Here is a 13,429-nt window from a genome sequence, read left to right as displayed (position 1 = left end):
AAAGAATGTGTAAAAAGAAATCTAATTTTGAATAAAATATAATCGAAATGGATTCTTATCCTGTGATATCAATTACTGTAATGGGCAGTAATGATCTATTATATCCATAAGGCGTGCCGTTTTTTCAGATGAAACATTTTCAGATAATCTTGCTCCAGCAATGATAGGAGCCCACTGAAGAACTTCGTATTTCGACAATCCACTTTTCTCACAATAGAGTCGCAAATACATTTCAGCTAATTCCACTGAAAACTGTGAATACAATAAGTACGTCCGATATATGTCGGCACGTATATCACCTACGCTAGCATCAACCCAATCTATAATTATCACTTTGTTATCAGACATTATCAAATTATATAAATGGAAATCACCATGACATAGCTTATTTTCAAAGGTCATCGCTTCTAATTTCTGTATTAATATAGACTTATATCTTTCATCTAAATTAGGGGCCGATTTAATTTGACGACGTAATTTCTCAGTCATTGGTTCAAGTGAATCTACACCAACCATATGGATTTTTCGTTGTACATCAATGGAAATATTCATGTAGTACTCTGTTTGTTCCAGATTTTCAGTTAATAGATCACCTAATGTTCTTCCCTTAATATATTCCATTATGATAGCTTGTTTCCCATCTATCTTCGTGACATCCAATACTTTTGGGACGGAAAGTCCACTCGAATATGCAATTTTTTGTTTATTTGCTTCATATGACGATTCCGTATCTGGCAAATCGTCCTTAAATATTTTGACAATCTTGTTTTCATAAAGGTATATTTTTGCTGTATTTCCTATTGCTATTGGAATCCCCAATTTCATTTGTTATCCCTCCCAAAATTCCAAGGTATTTATTCTTCTTCCAAATGAGATAGATCAATTTGTGATTCATTTCCGCCTGAATAGCCAGTTTGAATAATCTCATCTTTATTAATAACAAAATATTTGTATTCCACTTCTGGTTCAGTTTCAAATTTTACTCCAATATGATATGGATTCATATGTTTATAGCCATCCTCTCGGTGAGGTACTGGACTGAATTCCCACGTTTCCTCTGGATACTGTTCTTTCAAATACAGGTCTAGGTAACCAATTTTGTTTTCAATTTGCAAATCAATCCAGGATGGACGCACTGCATAAAAGATCCCAAAAGCCACTAGATAGACAACAGCTAATCCTTGAATTATTTTTCTCCATTTTCCTTTCAAAAGTAAAGAAAAAAATAATATAACGAGTAAAACTCCTCCCACAATCATCAATTCTATTAATTCGCTAGGACTCAATGAATTTCTATACCTCTTTTCGCCAACTCATCGATAATAGCTGGAATTTCCATTAAATCATCTACTACATACTCAGCTTGAACATCCGTCCATTGAATATCTTTCTTCCAAATACCTATCATCCCTACATTTGTAGCACCTTGCACATCATTTTCTGGATGGTCACCCATAAAAACACATTCGCTTGGCAGCACTCCAAGTTTACGGGCAGCACGTAAAAATATTTGGGAATCTGGCTTTTTAACATCCTCCCATTCAGAAACTAAAATGGTTTGAAAATAATTTTCTATCCCTAAAGCCTTTATATTATCCAGTTGAAATTGACCGTATCCATTTGTAATCATTCCGATTAGCATATTTCTTTTCTTTAATTCCTCTAGCATTGACAACAGATTATCGAAAGGGACACAACAATGCTTAAATTCATTCACATAATCATCAAGCAGTTCTTCCGAAGTAATTTTGGTAATCCCAAACTCCTCCACTAATTGTCGATAAACTTTATCTTTCCAAACATACCCTCGACTGTCTAGTTGTATAAACCTTGTTATATACGTTTCTTTTGGAATATGACCTATAAGATCAAACAGTCTCTCGTATTGCTTGTAGGCAAATATCTTTAACGACTCATCTCTATTGAGTAGCGTACCATCCAAATCAAACAGAACTGCTTTTATCATTATTATTCACCCTTTTATTTAGATTCTGTCACTAATTCTATCTCTTTCTTTGGAATTGTCAGCTTACTCACTACTTTTTTTATTTCGTTTCCAATAAAAATATACCCTATAATCATTACTCCACCGAATATCCAGCTAGTAACCCTTAAATATATAAGCATGGAGCCATATGCGTCTACTCCATGTTTGTTTAGCAACCAGGATTTTAATAGTGCTAGAGTAATTCCTCTCAGTACAAAAATTAATGTAAGTAGTTGGAACCACCGTAATAATTCTTTTTTGAAATAAATCATTCTACTACTTTCTCGCGGATATCCTTGTAAAAATGCCATATCCATCATAAAGTATAAGGGTAGCGGCTTTTTAATAAGCATCGATATTAAAAATACTCCACTAAATGCAACTCCCACGAATACTTGGTTCCATAGCATCCTCACTGCAGTTCCTGACAGTATATCAACAACTGTCCCAACAAGTAGACTTACTAATATAAAAATGCCCGTTATGTTAAACTGGCGATCTCTAATAAAATTTATGATCGTATAAATAAAACCAGGTGCTGTAGATAAAAGCATCGCCCAGTAATCCACTAGACTTTCCCTTCCATATGTCCAGATTGCAAACGGTAGAGCCATATAGAATATGAGATCGAGTATGACAGTGTACTTTTTCATTCATATACTCCTTCGATTTTTTTATCTAATCAATTCTTCTAGAATAATCTTCCACATCTTCCTGTTAAAATCCTTCTTTTTTAATTCATACATAAAAACATCATCCACATTGAGAGGATGATGCTTTCGATAATTGCTATTCCAATAGGCTGACGTCTACAATTTCATCAATATATAATTCAAATGAGCGAAAAGGGTCTTCTAGTTCGATTGTTCGTTTCCTCAAATCAATCCATTGTATTGTACCGCGGTTATAGATAAATTCTCCCTCTTTCCACCGTTTTATTTTGATTTCGACATTTCGTTTCATTGCAAGTACGATTTGATCCTGAATAGCTTCATAGTCAAACTCATTTAAGTCTGGGCGAGGTTCTTTTTTTATCTCTTCACTATACTCACGAAGCATTTTCACATGCTCTGGTAACATCATCGCTACCCATTTTTTTGATCCACGATCCTGTAACTGGGATAAATCTAATTGGTTCCAATCTTCCTCGAAGTTAGCCATGCTATCACGTTCTTTCTTTTTCATTTATCATAACGAACATTTGTTCTTATTTCAAGTAGAAATAAATGGATACAAAAAAAGACGCACCCATGACAAGTGCGTCCATTTATTTACATCAATTCTTTTGCGAGTAAACGGTAAACGCTTAACCTTTTTTCTTGTGAATGTGGAATGCTACAAATCATCGCTTCCTCAAATCCAAAAGTGCGTCCATTTATTTACATCAATTCTTTTGCGAGTAAACGGTAAACGTTTAACCTTTTTTCTTGGGAATGTGGAATGCTACAAATCATCGCTTCCTCAAATCCAAAATGAGCCTGCTCTTCTTGCAAAATCGTTGCTACCTCTTTTGGTGTACCAACTAAATGAATTTTGCGGTTTTCTTGAATCATCATACGGTCCATTTCGGTTAAAGGATAGTTTTGCGCTTCTTCCGGTGTTAATGTTTGGCGAATTTGACCTCTCATTAAAGAGAGTCTCGAAATATCTTGAGGAAGTGCTTCATATTCTGCTTCTTCCTTTGTTTCAGCAACTGTTACCATATACGTTACGTTGATTTCTGGCTTCTCCATTAGTGCAGAAGGCTTGAAGTTGCTTCGGTAAGTATCGAAAATTTCTCTCGTCATCCCACCTTGGAAAAACTGAGCAAATGAATAGCCGACTCCTAATCGACCGGCTTGAATAGCACTATTTCCAGTGGAACCGAGCAGCCAAGCTTCTGGTAATACAATATTCGCTGGAGTGGCGATTGTTCGGTTATATATACTATCTTCTGGCACTTCATCGTTCAGTAATTGTAGCGTAGTCGTTAGTTTTTCATACATATTATTTAGCATCGGCTGACGACCCTCAGAAAGAGCATACATTGCATAATTATCTCCCCCTGGAGCACGACCAACACCAAAATCAATACGACCGGGTGAAAACGCACTTAATGTTTTAAACACTTCCGCAAGTTTCAATGGTGAATAATGCATCATCATTACTCCACCGGTCCCAATACGGATATTCTTTGTTTTCGCCGCTAAATGGGCAGCAATCACTTCGGGAGCAGAACTTGCAATAGTACCTGTTCCATGATGTTCCGCCATCCACATACGATAATAACCTAACTCATCTGCTAAAATAGCCAGCTCTTCTGCTTTTTTTAATGCTCCTGCTGCTGTATTTCCGATTGTGATTGGCGCTTGATCTAATACACTTAATCTCATCTATCTATCTTCCCTTCTACAAATGCTCGTTTAAATACTTACTTTTTAAATGCTATCGAACAACGATTAAAAAGTAAACGAAAGGGGCTCGAATTAATTGGAATATAGGAAAAGTGGAAAAACTTTTTTAGGGGAAAATGAATTTATCGTTTACGGACAAAAATTTCTACTTCTGTTTATTTTAATAGAGACATAAAATCTTAACAGCTCATTCCCAATTTTTAAGGAGATGATTTTTTGGTTAGTCTAGTGGAGAACATATTTCAAATATCTGCGATAATACTACTCGTATGTTCCATCTATTACTATAGACATTTTAAAAGGACTAAAAGAGACAGAAAACTAACTTCACTTGAATTTTTAATGTTTTTATTAACTGAAGTAGCAATTTTTCTTTGTGCAGGTAGTTATCTAATTCTTCTTTTGGATAAAAGTTAACTATATCTCTTTTGTAATACACAATGAATTTAATATACCCGTAATCAGCAAAAAGGTAGAGCAAGAATGCCCTACCTTTTTCATGTTTTATTAATAAACGGATGTATTTTCTTTTGTAATATTCTCCAGTATTTCTTTCACACGTGCTAAGAAACGACCGGCAACTAAGCCGTCTAGTACACGGTGATCTAATGAAAGACATAAGTTTACCATATCACGCGCAGCAATCATTCCACCGTCCATAATCACAGGACGTTTTACAATCGATTCTACTTGAAGAATAGCCGCTTGTGGGTAGTTGATAATTCCCATAGACTGAACAGAACCAAATGATCCTGTATTGTTTACAGTGAATGTACCACCTTGCATTTCATCTGATTTTAGCTTGCCAGAACGCACTTTTGAAGCAAGTTCGTTTACTTCACGACCAATACCTTTAATCGTTTTTTCGTCAGCATTTTTAATAACTGGAACGTATAGCGCATCTTCTGTCGCTACTGCGATCGAAATATTGATGTCTTTTTTCTGAACGATTTTGTCTCCAGCCCACATGGAATTCATCATAGGGAATTCTTTTAATGCTTGCGAAACAGCTTTCACGAAGAAAGCGAAGTAGGTAACATTAAATCCTTCTTTTTGTTTGAATTCATTTTTGATAGAGTCACGGTATTGAACCATGCTCGTAACATCCACTTCAATCATTGTCCATGCGTGAGGAGCTTCATGTTTACTGCGTAGCATATTTGCTGCAATTGCTTTCCGCACACCGGTCACAGGGATTTCGATATCTCCAACTGCTACTGGAATGTTAGCTGGTGCTGGTTTTGGAGCAGGTGCACTTGTTGCAACAGGCGTAGAAGGAGTTAAGATTGCCTCTTGCTCCACTTTTGCAACTGGAATTTCTCCACTCTCAACAATTTTCAGTAAATCCTTACGAGTTATACGTCCTTCGTTTCCTGTACCAGTAACAAGAGAAAGATCGATACCATGCTCCTGTGAAATCTTAAGCACTGCAGGTGAATAACGCGCTTTGGCACCCTTTTCACGTTCTACAGGTGCTGCGTGCTTTTGTACTTCCGCAGGTTTAACAGTTTCAGCAGTAGGCTCTTCAGGAGCAGCCTCTTTTACCTCCACTATTCCCTCAGAAGCTGAAGTTCCACCTTCTGTTTCTATTGTACAAACGATTTCACCAACAGCTAGTGTGTCTCCTTCGTTTGCGATCAATTCTTTAATAATTCCTGTAAAAGAAGATGGCACTTCAGCTGTTACTTTGTCCGTGTTAACTTCCGCTAGAGCATCATATTTGTTTACGTGATCCCCTGGTTTTACTAACCATTTTTCTATCGTTCCTTCAGTTACACTTTCCCCTAACTGGGGCATTTTTATTTGTTCGATTGCCATTCGTTTTCCTCCTTATCAAATTCGCCTTGGCGTATTTGGGTCCAGATTTTTATCGAGCTTGCTTGCTCGATAAATTCCTTAAAAAAATCTGTGACATCCGCCGGAGGCATTAACTTCATTTGGCAAAGTCTTTTTTTACTGAATGAAGTTAGTATTCCGCTAGCTCACGCATCGCTTTTTCAACTTTATCTGGATTGATCATGAAGAATTTTTCCATCGTTGGTGCATATGGCATAGCTGGAATATCAGGACCAGCAAGACGCATAATCGGTGCATCTAGGTCAAATAAGCAGTTTTCTGCAATAATTGCAGCAACTTCCCCTATAATACTACCTTCTTTGTTATCTTCTGTTACTAAAAGGACTTTACCTGTTTTAGATGCAGCTTCAATAATTCCCTCTTTATCTAAAGGATAAATAGTACGTAAATCAAGAATATGCGCAGAAATACCGTCTTTTTCTAAGCGTTCCGCAGCCTGTAAAGCAAAATGAACAGCAAGGCCGTACGTAATAACTGTAATATCTTCGCCTTCACGCTTCACATCTGCTTTACCGATTTCTATTGTATAATCTTCTTCGGGAACTTCCCCTTTAATAAGGCGGTACGCACGTTTATGCTCAAAGAACATAACAGGATCTTCATCGCGAATTGCCGCTTTTAACAGACCTTTAGCATCGTACGGTGTAGATGGAATAACAATTTTCAACCCAGGTTGGTTAGCAAAAATTGCTTCCACCGATTGTGAATGATAAAGTGCTCCGTGAATTCCTCCACCAAATGGAGCTCTGAAAACAATCGGACAAGTCCAATCATTGTTAGAACGGTAACGAATACGTGATGCTTCGGAAATAATTTGGTTTACAGCAGGCATGATAAAGTCAGCAAACTGCATTTCTGCAATTGGACGTAGCCCATACATTGCAGCACCTATTCCAACTCCAGCTATAGCAGATTCTGCAAGAGGTGTATCTAGCACACGATACTCTCCAAATTCATCATAGAGACCGTTTGTTGCTTTGAATACTCCACCCTTACGACCAACATCTTCCCCAAGTACGAAAACGCGTTCATCACGAGTCATTTCTTCTTTCATTGCAAGTGTGATTGCATCAATATAAGACATGATTGCCATTATGCGTTCCCCCCGTCTTTTTCAGCGTATACATGCAATAGCGCATCTTCAGGTGCAGCATATGGAGCACTTTCTGCATAGTCAGTTGCTTCATTTACTTCCTTCATAATACGATCATTAATCTCTTTTTCTAAATCTGTAGATAAAATATCTAAGTCACGCAAATATTTCGCGAATGTAATAAGTGGATCTAATGCTTTACCCTCCGCAATATCTTCTGCTGTACGGTATTGTCTGTCATCGTCATCAGAAGAGTGAGCAGTTAATCTATATGTCACTGCTTCTATCAAGCTTGGACCTTCACCGTTACGTGCACGATCCGCAGCTTCCTTCACTACTCGGTAAACTTCGACTGGATCTTTCCCGTCTACAGTTACACCAGGCATACCATAACTGGAAGCACGGTCTGCAACTGTTTTACTCGCAACCTGGCGATCAAACGGTACAGAAATAGCATAGTTATTATTTTCAACCATTGTAATACATGGTAATTGGTGAACTCCTGCAAAGTTTAGTCCTTCATGGAAATCCCCTTGGTTAGAGGAACCCTCTCCAAGCGTTACAAAGGTAATAAAATCCTTTTTCTCAATTTTCGCAGCTAGAGCTACTCCCACAGCATGTGGGAGCTGAGTTGTAACAGGTGAAGAACCAGTTAGGATTCTATTTTTCTTTTGACCAAAATGCCCTGGCATTTGACGACCACCAGAGTTCGGATCCTCAGCTTTTGCAAAAGCTGAAAGCATTAAATCTTTTGCAGTCATTCCGAAATGTAAAACAACACCCATATCACGATAATAAGGTGCAATATAGTCTTTTGTATTATCAAGTGCAAAAGCTGCTCCTACTTGAGCGGCTTCTTGACCTTGACAAGAAATAACAAAAGGAATTTTCCCAGCACGGTTTAATAACCACATACGCTCATCGATACGGCGTGCCATTAGCATCGTTTCAAACATTGTTAACACATCTTCATTTGTTAAACCTAATTCTTCATGACGATTTGTTGTCATCTAGAACTCCCCCTTTATAAAAGTATAAGTATTAATTGATTGCTTTTCATCCCATGTATAGCTAACTTTAGTGCCCCAGCCTTTTTCATAGCTTGAGTAGGCGATTGCACTTTTCTAGAAAGATAGAAAGTACATAAAGATATCCTGTGAACACTGGATAAATGGGGCTTTAAAGAACAAATATTCCTGTGATTTCCGTTTCATGTGGACGCTTTCCGCGGAGACTTGCGGGGCCACACGATGCAGGTTAGTCATTCGTTGCGACAGGATTTCGCGAACTTAGACTGATTTCTCCTCGGCCAAGTGCGCCTTTAGCGCAATTCTTCCAGCGCTTTTCTAGTTGTGTATAGCTTTACCATCTACAGCAAGTGCTGCTTCACCCATTACTTCACTTAGTGTAGGGTGTGGGTGAATCGTATGGGCAATTTCCCAAGGTGTTGCGTCTAAAACCATTGCTAAACCAGCTTCTGAAATCATATCGGTTACATGTGGTCCAATCATATGAACCCCTAGAATATCATTTGTCTTTTTGTCTGCAACAATTTTCACGAAACCATCAGATTCGCCGTAAACAAGTGCTTTTCCAATCGCTTTAAATGAGAATTTACCAACCTTTACATCAAATCCTTGTTCCTTTGCTTGTTGTTCGGTAATACCAACGCTTGAAGCTTCAGGATTCGAATAGATGCAACGTGAAACTAATGCATAGTCAATTGGAGTGATATCGTTACCAGCAATATGTTCAATCGCCGTAATTCCTTCATGACTAGCCACATGCGCCAGTTGAAGTCCACCGATCACATCTCCAATTGCATATATATGAGATTCTTTTGTTTGTAAAGTTTCTGATACTTGGATAAATCCTTTTTCTACAACGATATCTGTATTTTCAATGCCAATACCTTCTATATTTGCTTGTCTGCCAACAGAAACTAACATCTTTTCTGCAGCGAAGGTTTTCGTTTCACCATTAATTTCTGCTGAAATTTGCACTTCTTTTTCTTTTGTTTCTAATGTCTCTGGGAGTACTTTTGCACTTGTTACAAATGTTATACCCTTTTTTGATAATAGCTTTTGCATTTCTTTCGAGATATCTTTATCCTCTGTCGGAATGATACGATCAGCATACTCGATCACAGTTACTTCTACTCCAAAATCATTAAGCATAGATGCCCATTCAATTCCAATAACTCCGCCACCTACTATTAAAATAGATTTTGGTAACTCTGTCATTGACAAAGCTTCATCGGAACTCATGACAAATTGTCCGTCAATTGTTAAGCCTGGTAATGTACGAGGTCTTGAACCTGTTGCGATCACTACGTTTTTCGGTATAAGCATTTCGTTTTCATCGCCATTGTTCATTTCTACAGATATAGTTCCACCTGGAGAAGGTGAAAAAATAGAAGGTCCTAACATTCTACCTGTACCTTCATAAACATCTATTTTCCCTTTTTTCATCAAGCCTTGCACACCTTGATGTAATTGGTTGACGATAGATTCCTTGCGTGCCTGTACTCGACTAAAGTCTAGTGTTACCTCTCCAGTATTTACACCGAAATCCGCTGCATGATTTTTAGTAGTTGCATACACTTCAGCACTACGAAGTAAAGCTTTACTTGGAATACAGCCTTTATGTAAGCAAGTACCACCTAAATTTCCTTTTTCAACGATTGCTGTTTTTAATCCAAGTTGAGCCGAACGTATAGCAGCAACATATCCGCCAGTACCCCCACCGATAATTACTACATCATAATCTTTTGCCAACTTTACCATCTCCTTTTATTTCCATCTAAGAAGGCCGCTTTACTTTAAAAGAAAGACGGCCTACTTTAGTTCAATAGATGAAATTAGTTGTTGTATTAACGTCCGTTTAAAATATGTTTTCCATTTTGTAGGAATTGACTACGAGATTTACTTACTCGAGCAATACGCTCTTCCGCCAAACGGTCAGCAGCAACATATGATGGAACACCATCGCGTTTTGAAATTTCAAAAATACGTTCGATTTTATCATAAATAGTTGCTACACGTTTCATTGCACGCTCCGCATTGTAGCCATATAATTCATCCGCTACATTAATAACGCCACCTGAGTTAATAACATAATCTGGAGCATAAACAATGCCCATTTCATGGATTATATCTCCATGTGTTGTTTCACGTAATTGGTTATTTGCTGAACCAGCAATTACTTTCGCTTTTAGTTGTGGAATTGTATTGTCATTAATAATCGCACCTAAAGCACATGGAGCAAAAATATCTGCTTCTACCGAGTAAATGTCGTTCACATCAACTTGAACTGCTCCGAATGCATTCACTGCACGGTCAACCGATACTTGGTTAATATCTGCAACAATTAGTTTTGCGCCTTCTTTGTGTAGGTATTCGCAAAGCGTGTATGCTACATTACCAACACCTTGTACTGCTACAGTTTTACCTTCTAAAGAATCTGAGCCAAATGCTTCTTTAGCGGCAGCTTTCATCCCAACATAAACTCCGTAAGCTGTTACTGGTGATGGATTACCTGAAGAACCAAATGCTTCTGAAATACCAGTTACATAGTTAGTTTCTTCATGGATTAAGTCCATGTCCGCTACAGTTGTACCAACATCCTCTGCTGTAATATAACGACCATTTAACCCTTGGATGAAACGACCGAAAGCACGGAACATTTCTTCATTTTTATCCTTTAATGGATCCCCGATTATTACGGTTTTACCACCACCAAGGTTTAGACCTGCAGCTGCATTTTTATAAGTCATACCTTTTGCAAGACGTAATGCATCCTCAATCGCTTCTTCTTCAGTTGCATAATTCCACATACGAGTCCCACCAAGTGCCGGACCTAAAGTTGTATCGTGAATTGCAATTATTGCTTTTAACCCTGAAGTTTTATCCTGGCAGAATACCAATTGTTCGTAATCATAAGTTTCCATATATTTAAAGATTTCCATGTGTAGTTCCTCCTAGTAGTTAAAATGGGTTGTACTTATATATTCAATACCCCTATTGTTTGAAGTGTTTCCCATTTATGCTAAATGATATTTTTCTAACTTGTAATATAGCGTGCGGAGTGAAATGTTAAGTTGTTTGGCGGTTCGTGATTTATTTCCCCCAGAAACTTTTAATGCTTGTGCCAACACTTTCTTTTCCATTTCATCCATTTGTTCTGCTAATGTGCCAAGTGAAGTCTCTCCCTTGTCCTCACTTGGTAAAACTAGCATTGACTTTGGTAGGTGGGACTCTTCCACTATTCGATCATTCGGCTGCAAAAAGATCATCGAACGACTAATGACATTTTCCAGCTCCCGAACATTCCCCGGCCAATCATATAGAAGTAAACTCTCCATTGCTTCTTCTGAAAATCCTTCTATATTTCGACCAAATTCTTGATTTAACTTTACGAGTAAATGCTCAGCTATTGCCGGAATATCCTGCTTACGATTACGTAAGGAAGGTATATGAATCGGCATTCGATTCAATTGATAATAAAAATCTTCTCTAAAAGTACCTTCTAGCATTGCTTTTTCGAGATTCAAGCTACTTGATGCGATGATTCTCACATCTACAGGTATAGATGTCGTTCCTTCTACCCGAATGATTGCATTTTCTCTAAGAGCACGTAGCAGCTTTGCCTGTGTCTTTTTCGTAAGTTCCCCAACTTCGTCCAAGAAAATGGTTCCATTTATTGCTTGTTCAAAAATTCCAGGTTGTATAAACCCATCTTTTTCTGATCCAAACAGTTCCGTTTCTAGCAAATGCTCTTCCCCTGAGCTACAGTTTACACGAAGGAACGGATAACCCGATCGGTTACTTTCACTGTGTATAGCAAGAGCAAATAAGTCTTTTCCAGCACCGACCTCTCCCCTTAAGAGAACGGTCACTGGAGCACTTGCTGCTAGCTTAGCTTGCTCAATCGTGAAGTTTATTTCGTTTGATGTACCGACGATATCTTCAAAGCTATAAGTTGCCCCTAACGTTCTGATCAGCGTGCGAGCTTGGTCTAATTCTTTCATTAATCCTCGCATCTCGGTCATATCGTGTATAACTCCGACACTACCTTTTAGCTGTTGGTTAACGATGATAGGAGCTACATTAACGATAACATCTTTTTTCTGCTTACCAACACGGAGATTAACACCACGAATCGGTTTGCGAGTTTGCAACACTTTTAAATGGATACTTTCCCCTTCAGAAATATCCGCTGTTGCAGGTTGCCCAATGACTTCATCTTCACTAAAACCAGTTATTCTTGAATAGGCAGGATTAATAAGAATTCCTTTACCATCTTCGTCAACAACGGATATCGCATCATCACTTGAATAAATAATAGCCTCTAACATTTTTTGAATTTCTGTTAGGTTTGTAATTTCTTCAGCTAATCGAACTACTTCCGAAATATCCTTGAAAACTGCAAAGGCACCAACTGTTTTCCCTTCTTCGTTTATCATCGGATAGCGCGAGGTGACAATTTTGGTACCGCTTTCAAGAATGAGTTCTTTGTTTAGCTCGACACGCTCCGTATCGAACACTCTCGGTAATTCACTTAATGAGATAACCTCATGGACATGTTTTCCAATGGCATTTTCGACGGATATTCGGGTCATTTTTTCTGCACTTTTGTTGAATAGATTCACGATACCCTGATCATCAATTCCAATCATACCTTCTTCAATTGAATTGAAGATTAACTCCTGCATCATCGTTTTGTGATCAATAATGTTTATATACTTATTTTTTTCTTCTAAAAGTGAAACAATTAAGTTGGCAATTTCGCCCGGTATTAATACCGCAGTGGCAGGTCTATTTGCAAGAAGCTCCTGAAATACCTCTTGGTTTCCCGTAACATCAATGATGATCTGAATATCGCCATTTAGGAGAGGCTTCCAATCCTTATACGTAGGAATATTAATCTCTTTTGCAAGTTTTAACCCGGGAGCTTTTTCATCAATGTCTACAATGGCTATTACTTGAAGATATTCAGCCTGTTGTATCAATTTCAAAAGTGCATATCCTCCATTACCTGCGCCTACTATAATTATGTTTTGCAAGAATATGCACACCCCCATTAATCATCTGCAACTTA

General features: G+C 37.9%; 12 protein-coding genes. All 12 read right to left on the bottom strand.

Annotated elements, in window-relative coordinates; genetic code table 11:
- Positions 1–72: 72 nt before the first annotated feature.
- The gene (locus MKY37_RS19905; protein ID WP_340779588.1) at positions 73–825 is read right to left on the bottom strand and encodes a phosphotransferase family protein; all 753 of its coding nucleotides are present in this window, start codon (positions 823–825) and stop codon (positions 73–75) included.
- Between the two features lie 29 nt (positions 826–854).
- Positions 855–1,211, bottom strand: a complete 357-nt coding sequence (locus tag MKY37_RS19900) for a hypothetical protein (RefSeq protein WP_340779587.1) — start codon at positions 1,209–1,211, stop codon at positions 855–857.
- Between the two features lie 71 nt (positions 1,212–1,282).
- A complete protein-coding gene (locus MKY37_RS19895) occupies positions 1,283–1,966 on the bottom strand; it encodes an HAD family hydrolase (protein ID WP_340779586.1) in 684 nt (227 codons plus the stop codon).
- 14 nt (positions 1,967–1,980) lie between these two features.
- A complete protein-coding gene (locus MKY37_RS19890; protein ID WP_340779584.1) occupies positions 1,981–2,640 on the bottom strand; it encodes a VC0807 family protein in 660 nt (219 codons plus the stop codon).
- 136 nt (positions 2,641–2,776) lie between these two features.
- Complete coding sequence (locus MKY37_RS19885) at positions 2,777–3,172, bottom strand: YolD-like family protein (RefSeq protein WP_340779583.1); 396 nt, start codon at positions 3,170–3,172, stop codon at positions 2,777–2,779.
- Positions 3,173–3,366: 194 nt separating this feature from the next.
- A complete protein-coding gene (locus MKY37_RS19880; RefSeq protein ID WP_340779581.1) occupies positions 3,367–4,359 on the bottom strand; it encodes an LLM class flavin-dependent oxidoreductase in 993 nt (330 codons plus the stop codon).
- Positions 4,360–4,887: 528 nt separating this feature from the next.
- Positions 4,888–6,198 carry a dihydrolipoamide acetyltransferase family protein gene (locus tag MKY37_RS19875; protein WP_340779580.1) on the bottom strand — a complete coding sequence of 437 codons (1,311 nt, stop codon included), beginning with the start codon at positions 6,196–6,198 and terminating at the stop codon, positions 4,888–4,890.
- Positions 6,199–6,346: 148 nt separating this feature from the next.
- Complete coding sequence (locus tag MKY37_RS19870) at positions 6,347–7,330, bottom strand: alpha-ketoacid dehydrogenase subunit beta (protein ID WP_090563651.1); 984 nt, start codon at positions 7,328–7,330, stop codon at positions 6,347–6,349.
- Entirely contained in the window at positions 7,330–8,340 is a 1,011-nt protein-coding gene (locus tag MKY37_RS19865; protein ID WP_340779579.1) for a thiamine pyrophosphate-dependent dehydrogenase E1 component subunit alpha, read from the bottom strand. The genes MKY37_RS19870 and MKY37_RS19865 overlap by 1 nt, the downstream gene beginning before the upstream one ends.
- 336 nt (positions 8,341–8,676) lie before the next feature.
- The gene (gene lpdA, locus MKY37_RS19860; RefSeq protein WP_340779578.1) at positions 8,677–10,107 is read right to left on the bottom strand and encodes a dihydrolipoyl dehydrogenase; all 1,431 of its coding nucleotides are present in this window, start codon (positions 10,105–10,107) and stop codon (positions 8,677–8,679) included.
- A gap of 95 nt (positions 10,108–10,202) precedes the next feature.
- Positions 10,203–11,297, bottom strand: a complete 1,095-nt coding sequence (bcd, locus tag MKY37_RS19855; protein WP_340779576.1) for a branched-chain amino acid dehydrogenase — start codon at positions 11,295–11,297, stop codon at positions 10,203–10,205.
- Positions 11,298–11,372: 75 nt separating this feature from the next.
- Entirely contained in the window at positions 11,373–13,394 is a 2,022-nt protein-coding gene (locus MKY37_RS19850) for a sigma 54-interacting transcriptional regulator (RefSeq protein ID WP_340779575.1), read from the bottom strand.
- Between the last annotated feature and the right edge of the window lie 35 nt (positions 13,395–13,429).

Origin of the sequence: Psychrobacillus sp. FSL K6-2836 (genome assembly GCF_038003085.1) — a bacterium.
In the GTDB taxonomy this organism is placed as follows: domain Bacteria; phylum Bacillota; class Bacilli; order Bacillales_A; family Planococcaceae; genus Psychrobacillus.
Note: the sequence above shows the minus strand (reverse complement) of the source record. Positions and strands in the feature narration are given on the sequence as shown.

Coding starts and splice junctions, on each gene's coding strand:
- MKY37_RS19865 (WP_340779579.1), bottom strand. CDS start 8,340: ATGACAACAAATCGTCATGAAGAATTAGGTTTAACAAATGAAGATGTG.
- MKY37_RS19875 (WP_340779580.1), bottom strand. CDS start 6,198: ATGGCAATCGAACAAATAAAAATGCCCCAGTTAGGGGAAAGTGTAACT.
- MKY37_RS19880 (WP_340779581.1), bottom strand. CDS start 4,359: ATGAGATTAAGTGTATTAGATCAAGCGCCAATCACAATCGGAAATACA.
- MKY37_RS19870 (WP_090563651.1), bottom strand. CDS start 7,330: ATGGCAATCATGTCTTATATTGATGCAATCACACTTGCAATGAAAGAA.
- MKY37_RS19895 (WP_340779586.1), bottom strand. CDS start 1,966: ATGATAAAAGCAGTTCTGTTTGATTTGGATGGTACGCTACTCAATAGA.
- MKY37_RS19890 (WP_340779584.1), bottom strand. CDS start 2,640: ATGAAAAAGTACACTGTCATACTCGATCTCATATTCTATATGGCTCTA.
- MKY37_RS19885 (WP_340779583.1), bottom strand. CDS start 3,172: ATGAAAAAGAAAGAACGTGATAGCATGGCTAACTTCGAGGAAGATTGG.
- bcd (WP_340779576.1), bottom strand. CDS start 11,297: ATGGAAATCTTTAAATATATGGAAACTTATGATTACGAACAATTGGTA.
- MKY37_RS19905 (WP_340779588.1), bottom strand. CDS start 825: ATGAAATTGGGGATTCCAATAGCAATAGGAAATACAGCAAAAATATAC.